Origin of the sequence: Leclercia sp. CFBP8987, from assembly GCF_034044995.2 — a bacterium.
Classification (GTDB): Bacteria; Pseudomonadota; Gammaproteobacteria; order Enterobacterales; family Enterobacteriaceae; genus Enterobacter; species Enterobacter tamurae.
In genome coordinates this window covers 4,310,489-4,324,530 of sequence record NZ_CM188255.1, presented here as the reverse complement: position 1 = coordinate 4,324,530, position 14,042 = coordinate 4,310,489, and the positions used below count along the sequence as shown (strand labels likewise).

Annotated in this window: 13 protein-coding genes; 5 read left to right on the top strand and 8 right to left on the bottom strand. The window is 56.1% G+C overall.

Translation table 11 applies throughout. From position 1 onward, the window contains the following. Window positions 1–29: 29 nt before the first annotated feature. From SOM40_RS20795 to pepA, 4 genes are all read right to left on the bottom strand, one after another. Window positions 30–545 (bottom strand): GNAT family N-acetyltransferase, encoded by a 516-nt coding sequence (locus SOM40_RS20795; RefSeq protein WP_371811735.1) that lies wholly within the window; start codon window positions 543–545, stop codon window positions 30–32. Then, window positions 545–3,400, bottom strand: a complete 2,856-nt coding sequence (locus SOM40_RS20790; protein WP_320531068.1) for a valine--tRNA ligase — start codon at window positions 3,398–3,400, stop codon at window positions 545–547. The genes SOM40_RS20795 and SOM40_RS20790 overlap by 1 nt, the downstream gene beginning before the upstream one ends. After that, entirely contained in the window at window positions 3,400–3,843 is a 444-nt protein-coding gene (holC, locus tag SOM40_RS20785) for a DNA polymerase III subunit chi (protein ID WP_106994847.1), read from the bottom strand. Before holC ends, SOM40_RS20790 begins: the two co-directional genes overlap by 1 nt. A gap of 118 nt (window positions 3,844–3,961) precedes the next feature. Then, window positions 3,962–5,473 (bottom strand): leucyl aminopeptidase, encoded by a 1,512-nt coding sequence (gene pepA, locus SOM40_RS20780; RefSeq protein WP_106994846.1) that lies wholly within the window; start codon window positions 5,471–5,473, stop codon window positions 3,962–3,964. Window positions 5,474–5,739: 266 nt separating this feature from the next. On the opposite strand from pepA, the gene lptF reads away from it, so the two are divergent. From lptF to mtgA, 5 genes are all read left to right on the top strand, one after another. Continuing rightward, window positions 5,740–6,840 carry an LPS export ABC transporter permease LptF gene (gene lptF / locus SOM40_RS20775; RefSeq protein WP_320531069.1) on the top strand — a complete coding sequence of 367 codons (1,101 nt, stop codon included), beginning with the start codon at window positions 5,740–5,742 and terminating at the stop codon, window positions 6,838–6,840. Continuing rightward, complete coding sequence (gene lptG, locus SOM40_RS20770; protein WP_166184242.1) at window positions 6,840–7,922, top strand: LPS export ABC transporter permease LptG; 1,083 nt, start codon at window positions 6,840–6,842, stop codon at window positions 7,920–7,922. The genes lptF and lptG overlap by 1 nt, the downstream gene beginning before the upstream one ends. 134 nt (window positions 7,923–8,056) lie before the next feature. Continuing rightward, the gene (arcB, locus tag SOM40_RS20765) at window positions 8,057–10,390 is read left to right on the top strand and encodes an aerobic respiration two-component sensor histidine kinase ArcB (protein WP_106994843.1); all 2,334 of its coding nucleotides are present in this window, start codon (window positions 8,057–8,059) and stop codon (window positions 10,388–10,390) included. A 229-nt stretch (window positions 10,391–10,619) separates the two neighbouring features. Continuing rightward, complete coding sequence (elbB, locus tag SOM40_RS20760; protein ID WP_320531070.1) at window positions 10,620–11,273, top strand: isoprenoid biosynthesis glyoxalase ElbB; 654 nt, start codon at window positions 10,620–10,622, stop codon at window positions 11,271–11,273. Then, on the top strand, window positions 11,270–11,995 hold the full coding sequence (mtgA, locus tag SOM40_RS20755) for a monofunctional biosynthetic peptidoglycan transglycosylase (RefSeq protein ID WP_371811733.1): 726 nt from the start codon (window positions 11,270–11,272) through the stop codon (window positions 11,993–11,995). Before elbB ends, mtgA begins: the two co-directional genes overlap by 4 nt. Here mtgA and npr read toward each other — a convergent pair. The 4 genes from npr to hpf form a co-directional block, all read right to left on the bottom strand. After that, window positions 11,992–12,264, bottom strand: coding sequence for a PTS phosphocarrier protein NPr (npr, locus tag SOM40_RS20750; RefSeq protein WP_047058971.1), 273 nt, complete (start codon window positions 12,262–12,264; stop codon window positions 11,992–11,994). The genes mtgA and npr overlap by 4 nt on opposite strands. After that, window positions 12,261–13,115 carry an RNase adapter RapZ gene (rapZ, locus tag SOM40_RS20745; RefSeq protein ID WP_106994840.1) on the bottom strand — a complete coding sequence of 285 codons (855 nt, stop codon included), beginning with the start codon at window positions 13,113–13,115 and terminating at the stop codon, window positions 12,261–12,263. Before rapZ ends, npr begins: the two co-directional genes overlap by 4 nt. Window positions 13,116–13,160: 45 nt before the next feature. Then, on the bottom strand, window positions 13,161–13,652 hold the full coding sequence (ptsN, locus tag SOM40_RS20740) for a PTS IIA-like nitrogen regulatory protein PtsN (RefSeq protein WP_039031625.1): 492 nt from the start codon (window positions 13,650–13,652) through the stop codon (window positions 13,161–13,163). Between the two features lie 82 nt (window positions 13,653–13,734). Beyond that, window positions 13,735–14,022 (bottom strand): ribosome hibernation promoting factor, encoded by a 288-nt coding sequence (gene hpf / locus SOM40_RS20735; protein WP_106994839.1) that lies wholly within the window; start codon window positions 14,020–14,022, stop codon window positions 13,735–13,737. Window positions 14,023–14,042 lie beyond the last annotated feature (20 nt).

Genomic DNA, 14,042 nt, shown 5'->3' with positions numbered 1-14,042 from the left:
CCGCTTAACAGAAGGGGGCAGGAAAGGAATTATAACGTTTTCAACATTCGCACTTCGCAATCAACATGGCCGGTACATCCCAGCGGCTGGTCGATATGCTCAAAGCCGAGATGTTCGTACAGTCTGATGGCGTCGGTCAGAAAGGCGGTGGTTTCAAGATAGCAGCGTTTAAAACCCTGCGCGCGGGCATGATCCAGTGCCTGTAACGCCAGTTTTTTGGCTAAGCCTTGTCCACGGACGACGGGCAGGAAATACATTTTTTGCAGTTCGCAGATGTCCGGCTCGCTGCAGGAGAGCGGCGCAACGCCACCGCCACCCACAACCTGGCCATTCTGCTCCACCACCCAATAGGCATGTCCCGGCTGGCTGTACACCGCGTACAGTTCATCGAGATTGGGATCCGCAACGGTATAACCTTTATCGGCCGTCAGGCCGTATTCGGCAGATACCCGGCGGATAACGCCGGCGATTGCCGGGTTATCCGTGGCGGTGATACGGCGCAGATGCGCCGTTACAGAGGCATTTACATGCATAGCTTCACTCATCACAGCGCGCTAATGACAGCCTGTTGCTCGATCAGTTTCGCTTTAGCATCGGCGAAACCAACCAGACGCTCACGCTCTTTAGCGATAACCGCTTCCGGTGCGCGGGCGACAAAGCCTTCGTTAGACAGTTTGCTTTCGATCTTACCGATTTCAACTTCAACTTTAGCCACTTCTTTTGCCAGACGCGCCAGCTCAGCCTCTTTGTCAACCAGGCCAGCCATCGGGATCAGCAGTTCGGCACCGTCGATGATTTTGGTCACGGAGACCGGACCTTTATCATCTGCCGGCAGCACGGTGATGCTCTCCAGACGCGCCATGGTCTGCAGGAAGGTGTTGTTCTCCGTCACGCGACGAACCGCAGCCTCGCTACAACCACGCAGCAGCAGTGCCAGTGGTTTACCCGGGGAGATGTTCATCTCTGCACGGATGTTACGCACGGCAACGATCGCCTGCTTCAGCCACTCGGTATCGGCAGCGGCAGCTTCATCAACCTGCGCAGCATCGAAGGCCGGGAACGGCTGCAGCATGATGGTATCGGCATTGATACCGGCAATCACCTTCACGCGCTGCCAGATGGTTTCGGTAATGAACGGGATGATCGGGTGCGCCAGGCGCAGCAGACCTTCCAGAACGGTAATCAGGGTGTTGCGCGTGCCGCGCAGCTCCGCTTCAGATCCGCCGTTCATCACCGGCTTGGTCAGCTCCAGGTACCAGTCACAGAACTGGTTCCAGGTGAACTCGTACAGGATGCCTGCCGCGATATCGAAGCGGTAGCTGTCCAGCGCCTCACGGAACGCTTTGGTGGTCTGGTTGAATTCCGCCAGGATCCAGCGGTCAGCCAGCGACAGAGTCATTTCGCCGCCGTTAAAGCCGCAATCCTGATCTTCGGTGTTCATCAGCACAAAGCGGCTGGCGTTCCACAGCTTGTTACAGAAGTTGCGGTAACCTTCCAGACGTTTCATGTCCCAGTTGATGTCGCGACCGGTTGAGGCCAGCGCCGCCAGGGTGAAACGCAGGGCGTCGGTGCCGTGTGGCTCGATGCCGTCCGGGAACTGCTTCTCGGTGCGCTTGCGGATCTTCTCAGCCAGCTGCGGCTGCATCATGTTGCCGGTACGTTTCTCCAGCAGATCTTCCAGCGAGATACCGTCAACCATGTCCAGCGGGTCGATAACGTTACCCTTGGACTTGGACATCTTCTGGCCTTCGTCGTCACGGATCAGACCGGTCATGTAGACGGTATGGAACGGAACCTGCGGCTTGCCATCTTCATCTTTGATGAAGTGCATGGTCATCATGATCATGCGGGCGATCCAGAAGAAGATAATGTCGAAGCCGGAGACCATCACGCTGGTTGGGTGGAACTGACGCAGCGCATCGGTATTCTCTGGCCAGCCGAGGGTGGAGAAGGTCCACAGCGCGGAAGAGAACCAGGTATCCAGCACGTCTTCGTCCTGACGCAGGGCGACGTCAGCGCTCAGGTTGTTTTCCTGACGCACTTCGTCTTCGGTGCGGCCAACGTAGACATTGCCTTCGTTGTCGTACCACGCCGGAATACGGTGACCCCACCACAGCTGACGGGAGATACACCAGTCCTGGATATCGCGCATCCAGGAGAAGTACATGTTTTCGTACTGTTTTGGCACGAACTGGATGCTGCCGTTTTCAACCGCTTCAACAGCCGGTTTTGCCAGCACGTCGGCACGCACGTACCACTGGTCGGTCAGCATCGGTTCGATCACCACGCCGCCACGGTCGCCGTAAGGAACGGTCAGGTCGTGCGGTTTGATCTCTTCCAGCAGGCCCAGGGCGTCAACAGCGGCAACTACCGCTTTACGCGCGGCAAAATGCTCCAGATTCTGGAACTCAGCCGGGATATCGCTGGAATAGACGTCAGATTCTTCGCCTTTGGTGTCATACACTTCCGCGCTTTCGCGGATGTCGCCATCAAAGGTCAGGATGTTGATCATCGGCAGGGCGTGACGACGACCCACTTCATAGTCGTTAAAGTCGTGTGCCGGAGTGATCTTCACGCAGCCGGTGCCTTTTTCCATGTCGGCGTGTTCATCGCCCACAATCGGAATACGGCGGTTTACCAGCGGCAGCACCACGAATTTACCGATCAGATCTTTGTAACGCGGATCTTCCGGGTTAACGGCCACGCCGGTATCGCCCAGCAGGGTTTCCGGACGGGTAGTGGCCACCACCAGGTAATCTTTACCGTCTGCGGTTTTCGCGCCGTCGGCCAGCGGATAGCGGATATGCCACATGGAGCCTTTAGACTCGCGGTTTTCCACTTCCAGGTCAGAGATGGCGGTGCGCAGTTTTGGATCCCAGTTTACCAGGCGCTTGCCACGGTAGATCAGGTCTTCTTTATACAGACGGACAAACACTTCTTTAACGGCGTTGGACAGGCCTTCGTCCATGGTGAAGCGCTCGCGCTCCCAGTCCACGGAGTTGCCGAGACGGCGCATCTGACGGGTAATGGTGCCGCCGGATTCCGCTTTCCACTGCCAGATTTTGTCGATGAACGCGTCGCGACCGTAGTCGTGGCGGGTTTTACCTTCTTCAGCGGCAATTTTACGTTCGACCACCATCTGGGTAGCAATACCCGCATGGTCGGTACCCGCCTGCCACAGGGTGTTTTTGCCCTGCATGCGCTGGTAACGGATCATGGTATCCATGATGGTCTGCTGGAAGGCATGCCCCATATGCAAACTGCCGGTGACGTTCGGCGGCGGGATCATGATGCAGAAGGACTCTTTGCTTTCGTCGCCGTTAGGCTTGAAATAGCCCTGCTGTTCCCAGTGCTCGTAAAGCGGCTGTTCGATATCGCGTGGGTTGTATGTCTTTTCCATTATTTCCAGGTTGCCGTATTCAGGTTAAAACCAGCCAGGCGGTACGCTTTATAGCGTTCGCGCGCCAGTTGTTTCAAAGAATCTTCGTGAGGGACAAAGTCTACCACTTCTGTGAAAGCGGTGGCAAAATCTGCAAAGCCGGTACGCAGGCTGATTAAAATATCCCGTGGGCTGCTGTTGCGTTTTTGCGGCCAGGCGATCTCCACCGGTGCCCCACCGCGTGGTCCTTCCCCCGCGAGATTATGCGGAACAAAACTTTCCGGCGGTCGTGCCCACAGGGCTTCATCCAGACGGATGGCCTGCTGCTCATCTTCACAGGCAATCAGCACGCGTTTTCCACCGCGCCAACGTTCTGCGGCAATCTCACACACCAGCTGTTCGACGGCGCTGAGGCCATCCTGTTGTGTGTCATTGTCCAGAAGATAGAACGTCGCGTTTTTCATATATGGGGCTTCTTGTGGTGAGTTTAAACGTATTGCCCGGTGGCGCTGCGCTTACCGGGCCTACGGTTTGTTGCCGTTGTAGGCCGGGTAAGGCGAAGCCGCCACCCGGCGTTTAACATTACTCTTCGCCGTTAAACCCGGCGCGGTTCAGCAGGAACTGCGACAGCAGGGCAACCGGGCGGCCGGTGGCGCCTTTGGCTTTACCGGAACGCCATGCGGTACCGGCGATGTCCAGGTGGGCCCAGTTGTATTTGCGGGTAAAGCGCGCCAGGAAGCAGGCTGCGGTAATGGCACCGCCAGGACGCCCACCGATGTTGGCCATATCTGCAAAGTTGGACTCCAGCTGCTCCTGGTACTCATCAGCCATCGGCAGACGCCAGGCGCGGTCGCCCGCCTGTTCGGAAGCACCGATCAGCTCATGGGCCAGCGGGTTGTGGTTCGACATCAGGCCGGTGATGTGGTGACCCAGCGCAATCACGCAGGCACCGGTCAGGGTTGCCACGTCGATCACCGCTTCAGGCTCGAAGCGTTCTACGTAAGTCAGCACGTCGCACAGCACCAGACGGCCTTCGGCGTCGGTGTTCAGCACTTCAACGGTCTGGCCGGACATGGTGGTGAGCACGTCGCCCGGACGATAGGCGCGGCCGCCCGGCATGTTTTCACAGCCTGCCAGCACGCCGATCACGTTGATAGGCAACTGGAGTTCCGCCACCATACGCATCACACCGTAGACCGCCGCCGCACCGCACATGTCGTACTTCATCTCATCCATGCCTTCGGCCGGTTTGATGGAGATACCGCCGGAGTCGAAGGTCAGGCCTTTACCGACCAGCACAATCGGACGCACGTCTTCAGATGGGTTGCCCTTGTACTCGATGACCGACATCAGGGATTCATTTTGTGAACCGTTGCCGACGGCCAGGTAGGAGTGCATCCCCAGCTCTTTCATCTGCTGCTCGCCAATCACACGGGTGACGACATTTTTGCTGTAGGAGTCAGCCAGCTGGCGCGCCTGGGAGGCAAGATAACCGGCGTTACAGATGTTTGGCGGCATGTTGCCCAGATCTTTCGCGGCTTTGATACCTGCAGCGATCGCCAGACCATGCTGAATGGCGCGCTCGCCGCTGGTCAGCTCACGACGAGTCGGAACGTTAAAGACCATTTTACGCAGCGGACGACGAGGTTCGCTTTTAGTGGTTTTCAGCTGATCGAAGCTGTAGAGGGTTTCTTTTGCGGTCTCAACCGCCTGGCGCACTTTCCAGTAGGTGTTGCGGCCTTTGACGTGCAGTTCGGTCAGGAAGCACACGGCCTCCATTGAGCCAGTATCATTCAGTGTATTAATCGTTTTCTGAATAACCTGTTTGTACTGGCGCTCATCCAGCTCGCGCTCTTTGCCACAGCCAATCAGCAGGATGCGCTCGGACAGTACGTTCGGCACATGATGCAGCAGCAGCGTCTGACCCGGTTTGCCTTCCAGCTCGCCACGGCGCAGCAGGGCGCTGATGTAGCCGTCGCTGATTTTATCGAGTTGTTCTGCGATCGGAGAGAGTCTGCGGGGTTCAAACACGCCGACGACGATGCAGGCACTCCGCTGTTTCTCCGGGCTACCGCTTTTTACACTGAACTCCATGAACTACGCTCCTGAATCTTAAAGACAACAGCGGCAGCTACGGATAGAATTGAAACCTTTCGTAACTCATGCCCGCTGTTGCGGTGACTTCGTGTTAATCTTACGTTATTACGGTTTCGACACGTCATAGTAACTACTGAAGCGCGAATCCGCCGGGTGTTCTAATCTTAGCGATGATTTCGACGACTCAAGAGAATAAATGACGTTTAAGCCATGAAACAAGCGATTTTCCTGCAAAGAGACGGGTTTTTACGGGCGTATTTAATGTGATAATCATAAGATATCTGGTGCGGGAGACGCTCAAAAGCCAGCTGGCGATACTCTTCATCCTGCTTCTGATCTTTTTCTGTCAGAAACTGGTGAGGATCCTCGGCGCGGCGGTCGACGGTGAAATTCCCACAAATCTGGTGCTTTCTCTGCTCGGGTTAGGCGTGCCTGAAATGGCGCAGCTTATCCTGCCATTAAGCCTTTTCCTCGGACTGCTGATGACGCTCGGTAAACTCTATACCGAAAGTGAAATCACCGTCATGCACGCATGTGGTCTGAGCAAAGCGGTACTGATTAAAGCTGCGATGGTCCTGGCGCTGTTTACCGGCATCGTGGCCGCGGTGAACGTGATGTGGGCCGGCCCCGTCTCCTCGCGACATCAGGACGAAGTGCTGGCTGAAGCGAAAGCGAACCCCGGCATGGCCGCACTGGCGCAGGGGCAGTTCCAGCAGGCAACCGACGGTAACTCCGTGCTGTTTATTGAAAGCGTGGATGGCAGCCGCTTTAACGACGTCTTCCTCGCGCAAATCCGTACCAAAGGTAATGCCCGTCCGTCCGTGGTGGTGGCCGATTCCGGTCAGCTCGCCCAGGATAAAAGCGGTTCGCAGATCGTGACCCTGAACCAGGGCACTCGCTTTGAAGGCACGGCGATGCTGCGTGATTTCCGCATTACCGACTTCCAGAACTATCAGGCGATTATTGGTCATCAGACGGTGGCGCTGGATCCTACCGATACTGAGCAGATGAGCATGCGTACGCTTATCAACACCGATACCAATCGCGCCCGCGCGGAGCTGCACTGGCGACTGACTCTGGTATTCACCGTCTTTATGATGGCGTTGATGGTGGTGCCGCTCAGCGTGGTCAACCCACGTCAGGGCCGCGTGCTCTCCATGCTGCCCGCGATGCTGCTTTATCTGGTGTTCTTCCTGCTGCAGACCTCGATCAAATCGAATGGCGGTAAAGGAAAAATCGACCCGGTTATCTGGACCTGGGTGATTAACGGACTCTATCTGCTGTTGGCGGTCATCCTCAACCTGTGGGATACCGTGCCGATGCGCCGTGTACGAGCCCGGTTTACGCGTAAAGGAGCGGTGTAATGCAGGCGTTTGGCGTTCTTGACCGCTATATCGGTAAAACCATCTTTACCACCATCATGATGACGTTATTTATGCTGGTGTCGCTCTCCGGCATCATCAAGTTTGTCGACCAGCTGAAAAAGGCCGGGCAGGGGAGCTATGATGCGTTGGGGGCGGGTATGTATACCCTGCTCAGTATTCCGAAAGACGTGCAGATCTTCTTCCCGATGGCGGCGCTGTTAGGCGCTCTGCTGGGGCTGGGGATGCTGGCGCAGCGCAGTGAGCTGGTGGTGATGCAGGCATCGGGCTTTACCCGTATGCAGGTTGCGCTGTCGGTGATGAAAACCGCGATCCCACTGGTATTCCTGACCATGGCGATGGGTGAGTGGGTTGCGCCGCAGGGCGAGCAGATGGCGCGTAACTATCGTGCGCAGATGATGTATGGCGGCTCGCTGCTCTCGACCCAGCAGGGGCTGTGGGCGAAAGACGGGAATAACTTTGTCTATATCGAACGCGTTACCGGCGAGAACACGCTCGGCGGCGTGAGCATCTACAGCTTTAACGATCAGCGTCGTCTGCAGGCAGTGCGTTATGCGACCTCTGCGACCTTCGATACGGAGAAAAAGGTCTGGCGTTTGTCCCAAGTGGATGAGTCAAACCTGCAGGATCCAAAACAGATCACCGGTTCGCAGACGGTCACTGGCACCTGGAAAACCAACCTGACCCCCGACAAGCTCGGCGTGGTGGCGCTGGATCCGGATGCGCTGTCCATCAGCGGCCTGCACAATTACGTGAAGTACCTGAAGTCGAGTGGCCAGGACGCCGGACGTTATCAGCTCAATATGTGGAGCAAGATCTTCCAGCCGCTCTCCGTGGCGGTGATGATGCTGATGGCGCTGTCGTTTATCTTCGGCCCGCTGCGTAGCGTTCCGATGGGGGTACGTGTCGTGACCGGCATCAGCTTCGGTTTCGTCTTCTACGTCCTCGATCAGATTTTTGGTCCGCTGACCTTGGTTTACGGTATCCCGCCGGTTATTGGCGCGCTGCTGCCAAGCGCCTCCTTCTTCCTGATCAGCCTCTGGATGCTATTGAAGCGCTCCTGACCCCTGACACCTCACCTCCTCCTTTGGGAGGTGAGGTGCATCCTCTGTTCTACCCCTCACTTTTTTGCACAACCTTCAACGTCTTGCCTGGAATTTGAGTATTATTGTGCGATGACGTCGTGAAGAGATCCCCTATGAAGCAAATTCGGTTACTGGCGCAATACTATGTCGATCTGATGATGAAGCTCGGCCTGGTACGCTTCTCCCTGCTGCTGGCGCTGGCGCTGGTGGTGCTGGCGATTGTGGTGCAGATGGCCATTACCATGGTGCTGCACGGCCAGGTTGAGAGCATTGACCTCATTCGGTCTATTTTCTTCGGCCTGCTGATCACCCCCTGGGCGGTCTATTTCCTCTCGGTAGTGGTTGAACAGCTGGAGGAGTCCCGCCAGCGGCTGACCAGGGTAGTGGAAAAGCTGGAGGAGATGCGCGAACGCGATCTGAAGCTCAACGTGCAGCTGAAAGATAACATCGCTCAACTGAACCAGGAGATCTCAGATCGTGAGAAAGCCGAGGCCGAGCGCCAGACCACCCTGGAACAGCTGAAAATCGAAATGAAGGAGCGCGAGCAGACGCAGATCCAGCTTGAGCAGCAATCCTCATTCCTGCGCTCTTTCCTCGACGCCTCCCCGGATCTGGTCTTCTACCGCAATGAAGATAAAGAGTTCTCCGGCTGTAACCGGGCGATGGAGCTCCTGACCGGCAAAAGCGAAAAGCAGCTCGTCAGTCTGCGCCCCCAGGACGTCTACTCACCCGAGGCGGCCGCCAAAGTTATCGAAACCGACGAGAAGGTATTCCGTCATAACGTCTCCCTGACCTACGAGCAGTGGCTCGACTACCCGGACGGGCGCAAAGCCTGCTTCGAAATCCGCAAAGTGCCGTATTACGACCGGGTCGGGAAACGCCACGGGCTGATGGGCTTCGGGCGCGACATTACCGAGCGTAAGCGCTATCAGGATGCCCTCGAGCGCGCCAGCCGCGATAAAACCACCTTTATCTCCACCATCAGCCATGAGCTGCGTACCCCGCTTAACGGCATTGTGGGATTAAGCCGCATTCTGCTCGATACCGACCTGACGACCGAGCAGGAGAAATATCTGAAAACGATCCACGTTTCAGCGGTCACGCTCGGCAATATCTTCAACGATATTATCGATATGGATAAGATGGAGCGGCGCAAAGTCCAGCTGGATAACCAGCCGGTGGACTTCACCGGTTTCCTGGCCGATCTGGAAAATCTCTCCGGCCTGCAGGCGCAGCAGAAAGGGCTACGCTTTGTGATGGAGCCAACGCTGCCGTTGCCACACAAAGTGGTGACTGACGGCACGCGCCTGCGCCAGATCCTCTGGAACTTGATCAGCAATGCGGTCAAGTTTACCCAGAGCGGCCAGGTGGCGGTTCGCGTGCGTTACGGCGAAGGCGAAATGCTGCACTTCGAGGTGGAAGATTCCGGGATCGGGATTCCGCAGGAGGAGCAGGACAAGATCTTCGCCATGTATTATCAGGTTAAAGACAGCCAGGGAGGCAAGCCCGCCACTGGCACCGGCATTGGCCTGGCGGTATCACGTCGCCTGGCGAAGAGCATGGGGGGCGACATTACGGTGAGCAGCAACCCTGGACACGGCTCGGTGTTTAAACTGAGCGTTCGTGCTCCGGCCGTGGCGGAAGAGGTCGAAGATACCTTTGCCCATGACGATATGCCGCTGCCTGCTCTGCACGTGCTGCTGGTGGAAGATATTGAACTGAACGTGATTGTGGCGCGCTCGGTGCTGGAGAAACTCGGCAGCAGCGTCGATGTCGCCATGACCGGCAAGGCCGCACTGGAGATGTTCACCCCAGGGGAATACGATCTGGTGCTGCTGGATATTCAGCTCCCGGACATGACCGGGCTGGACATCTCCCGTGAACTGACCAGCCGTTACGCCAGCGACGAATTGCCGCCGCTGGTGGCGCTGACTGCTAACGTGCTGAAAGACAAAAAAGAGTACCTTGATGCCGGGATGGACGATGTACTGAGCAAACCGCTGGCGGTACCTGCCTTAACCGCCATGATTAAGAAGTACTGGGACACCAGTGACGAAGAGGAGAGCACCATGACGACGGTAGATACGGAAAAAGCGCAGTCTTTGCTGGATATCGAGATGCTGGAGCAGTACATCGATCTGGTGGGTCCGAAGTTGATCACTGACGGTGTAGCCATGTTCGAAAAAATGATGCCAGGCTATCTGAACGTGCTGGAGTCCAACCTGACGGCGCGGGATCAAAAAGGCGTTGTTGAAGAGGGCCATAAGATCAAAGGTGCCGCCGGTTCTATTGGTTTGCGCCATCTGCAGCAGCTGGGTAAACAGATCCAGTCCCCGGATTTACCGGCGTGGGAAGATAACGTGGGTGAATGGGTTGAAGAGATGAAGCAGGAGTGGCAGAACGATGTGGCCGTCCTGAAAGCCTGGGTGGAGAGCAGAAAAAAATGACCCCGGCTAAACCGGGGTGCGCGAATACTGCGCCAACACCAGGGAAATCTTGGCTGCGCCTTGATAGGTTATTTTTAGGATAATGGCGTAGCCGGAAAATTCAGGCCGCACGCAGTTAAGATAGCAAATCTTAAATACTTTGTTACATGAATCAGTTAAATGTGTGAAGCACACCGTTTTAATCAGAATTTTTAATGTGCATGTAACATTTTTCGAGAGGGATCGCAGGATGAAAAAGGTCGGCGTAGTACTGAGCGGGTGCGGTGTTTACGATGGTTCTGAAATACATGAAGCGGTTCTGACGCTGCTGGCGCTGGCGCGCAACGGTGCAGAAGCGGTCTGTTTCGCACCAGACAAAACTCAGTCCGATGTCATCAACCACCTTACCGGTGAACCGCTGGCGGAAAGCCGAAATGTCCTGATTGAGGCGGCGCGGATCGCCCGCGGGCAGATCCGTCCGCTCAGTGAGGCCCATGCTGCCGAACTGGATGCGCTAATTGTGCCGGGCGGTTTTGGTGCCGCAAAAAACCTCAGTGATTTTGCCCACCAGGGCAGCGCCTGCCAGGTGGATAGCGATTTAAAAACCCTGGCGCTGCAGATGCATGAGGCCGGTAAACCGCTGGGCTTTATCTGTATCGCCCCGGCGATGCTGCCAGCCATCTTTGATATCCCGCTGCGTCTGACTATCGGCACCGACATTGATACCGCTGAAGCCATCGAAGACATGGGCGGAGAGCATATTCCGTGTCCGTTAGACGATATCGTGGTCGACGAAGAGAACCGAATCGTGACCACCCCCGCGTATATGCTGGCGGAGAACATTGCCGAAGCTGCGACAGGTATTGAGAAGCTGGTCACCCGCGTGCTGGTGCTGACGGCATGAGATTGAAGCGTCCCCGATCCGGCTGGGTAAGACGGATCGTCATTCGTGTCCTGGTGGTGATGGCGGTCTTCTGGGGCGGCGGTATCGCCCTGTTCAGCTTCCTGCCGGTACCGTTTTCCGCGGTGATGATTGAACGTCAGTTGGGGAGCTGGCTGCGAGGCGATTTCAGCTATATCGCCCATTCTGACTGGGTGAGTATGGATGAGATCTCGCCGTGGATGGGGCTAGCCGTTATTGCCGCCGAGGATCAGAAATTCCCGGATCACTGGGGGTTTGATGTTGGGGCAATAGAAAAGGCGTTAGCGCACAACGAGCGTAATGAGAGCCGCATTCGCGGCGCATCAACCCTTTCTCAGCAAACGGCGAAAAACCTGTTTTTGTGGGACGGACGCAGCTGGATGAGAAAAGGATTTGAAGCCGGACTGACGTTGGGGATCGAAACGGTGTGGAGTAAAAAACGCATCCTGACGGTATACCTGAATATCGCGGAGTTTGGCGAGGGGGTGTTTGGTGTCGAAGCTGCTGCCCAGCGCTATTTCCATAAACCCGCTAGCCGTCTGTCGGCATCCGAGGCCGCGCTGCTGGCCGCCGTGCTACCGAACCCCATCCGCTTTAAGGCCAGTGCGCCTTCAGGCTATGTACGCAACCGTCAGGCGTGGATCCTGCGCCAGATGCGGCAGTTAGGCGGGGAAGGGTTTATGCAGGCCAATAAGCTGCATTAATCCTCATCAAAGCCGGCGTTGAACAGCGCAATGACTGCTGCCAGCGCCTCTTCTTCCTGCGGGCCGGTAGCTTCGATTTCGATCTGTCGGCCCTTGGCGGAGTCGAGCATCAGCAGGGCAATTACGCTGTTGGCTTCGGCTTCGGTGCCCTCGTCATTACGCAGCAGAACCTCCGCGTCAAACCCTTGCATCAGTTCAAATAACTTCATCGCCGGGCGTGCATGCATGCCCAGCTTATTGGTGATCTCAACGGTCTGCTTTACGGTCATGTTTTGCGTTTTTCCAGCGTACGATGACGGGACTGCACGTTTTTGCCGCGCGAGCGGAAATAGTCAGCCAGTTGCTCAGCAATATAGACCGAACGGTGTTTGCCCCCAGTACAGCCAATCGCCACCGTCAGGTAGCTGCGATTGTTTGTCTCCAGCATCGGCAACCAGAGTTCAAGGTAGCTGCGCGTCTGATAGATAAAGTTATGCACTTCCGTATGCCTGTCAAGGAACGCGGCGACGGGTTTATCCAGGCCGGTCATCGGACGCAGCTTCGGATCCCAGTGCGGGTTCGGCAGGAAGCGCACGTCAAACACATAGTCTGCATCGATCGGAATACCGTGCTTAAAGCCGAAGGATTCAAACACCATCGTCAGCTCGCGCTCGCGTTTGCCCAGCAGGCGGGTACGCAGCATTTCCGCCAGTTCATGGACAGACATTTCGGAGGTATCAACGATCAGATCGGCGCGGGAGCGCAGCGGCTCCAGTAGATCGCTCTCCTGGTCAATGGCGCTTTCCAGCGACAGGTTTTTGCTGGAGAGCGGATGCAGACGACGGGTATCGCTGTAGCGACGGATCAGCGTGTTGCGATCGGCATCAAGGAACAGCAGCTGAGGTGAAAACGCCTCCGGCAAACTGCTCATCGCCTGCTCAAAGATCTCCGGGGATTCCGGCATGTTACGCACGTCGATGCTGACCGCGGCGGAAATCTGCCGATCGGCCAGTGATTTCGCCAGCTCGGGCAGCAGCACTACCGGCAGGTTATCCACGCAGTAAAAGCCCATATCTTCCAGCGCTCGCAGGGCCACCGATTTTCCGGACCCTGAACGACCGCTGACGATCATCAGCACCATGTACCGTTTCTCCTCAGGACTACAGATGTCAACGCCATCACCCGATTACGCATCATCCTGATTGCCTTCCGTTTCCGTAATGATTTGATAAAGCTCCTCATCGCTCTGAGCCGCGCGCAAACGGCGACAGATGGTTTTATCCGCCAGGCGTTTGGCCACCAGCGAGAGGGTGTGCAAATGTGTTTTGGTCTGATCCGCTGGCACCAGCAGGGCAAACAGCAAATCGACAGGCTGGTTATCAATAGCATCAAAGGCGATAGGTGTTTCCAGCTGAACAAACACCCCTACAGCACGCAGGGTATCCTCTTCAAGTTTGCCATGGGGAATGGCGATGCCGTTGCCGATGCCGGTACTGCCCATTTTTTCACGGGTCAGAATCGCTTCAAATACCACTTGTGGCGGCAGGCTCAGCTGTTTTGCGGCCAGTTCACTGATGATCTCCAGCGCACGTTTTTTGCTCTGGCAGTGGACGGCACTGCGGGTACATTCCTGATTAAGGACACTGCTCAGTTGTAGAGTTGAATCGTTATTCATCATAATTTCACCTAAGCGCTAACTGTACAAAGGGCCCGTTGTGTTTCACAACAGGCCAACCTGCACCCGTTAACTGCCCGGACAATTAGTGTTGTTTCAGTTTATCTTTATGTTTGTTTAGCTGTCGTGCGAGCTTGTCAATCAAGCCGTCGATAGCCGCGTACATGTCTTGTCCTTCCGCACTGGCATGAATTTCGCCTCCGTTGACATGCAGGGTCGCATCCGAGATATGAGTCACTTTTTCCACTTTTAACACAATGTAGACCTGATTGATCCTCTCGAAGTACTGCTCAAGCTTGGCGAATTTTGTATTCACAAATTCGCGCAAGGCCTCAGTAATTTCGACGTTGTGTCCAGTGATGTTGAGCTGCATAGTGTCTTCCTTATCGGTTG

Excerpts from the sequence above, each read along its gene's own strand:
- arcB (WP_106994843.1), top strand. The coding sequence starts at position 8,057 with ATGAAGCAAATTCGGTTACTGGCGCAATACTATGTCGATCTGATGATG.
- elbB (WP_320531070.1), top strand. The coding sequence starts at position 10,620 with ATGAAAAAGGTCGGCGTAGTACTGAGCGGGTGCGGTGTTTACGATGGT.
- SOM40_RS20790 (WP_320531068.1), bottom strand. The coding sequence starts at position 3,400 with ATGGAAAAGACATACAACCCACGCGATATCGAACAGCCGCTTTACGAG.
- SOM40_RS20795 (WP_371811735.1), bottom strand. The coding sequence starts at position 545 with ATGAGTGAAGCTATGCATGTAAATGCCTCTGTAACGGCGCATCTGCGC.
- rapZ (WP_106994840.1), bottom strand. The coding sequence starts at position 13,115 with ATGGTGCTGATGATCGTCAGCGGTCGTTCAGGGTCCGGAAAATCGGTG.
- lptG (WP_166184242.1), top strand. The coding sequence starts at position 6,840 with ATGCAGGCGTTTGGCGTTCTTGACCGCTATATCGGTAAAACCATCTTT.
- hpf (WP_106994839.1), bottom strand. The coding sequence starts at position 14,022 with ATGCAGCTCAACATCACTGGACACAACGTCGAAATTACTGAGGCCTTG.
- npr (WP_047058971.1), bottom strand. The coding sequence starts at position 12,264 with ATGACCGTAAAGCAGACCGTTGAGATCACCAATAAGCTGGGCATGCAT.
- pepA (WP_106994846.1), bottom strand. The coding sequence starts at position 5,473 with ATGGAGTTCAGTGTAAAAAGCGGTAGCCCGGAGAAACAGCGGAGTGCC.
- mtgA (WP_371811733.1), top strand. The coding sequence starts at position 11,270 with ATGAGATTGAAGCGTCCCCGATCCGGCTGGGTAAGACGGATCGTCATT.
- holC (WP_106994847.1), bottom strand. The coding sequence starts at position 3,843 with ATGAAAAACGCGACGTTCTATCTTCTGGACAATGACACACAACAGGAT.
- ptsN (WP_039031625.1), bottom strand. The coding sequence starts at position 13,652 with ATGATGAATAACGATTCAACTCTACAACTGAGCAGTGTCCTTAATCAG.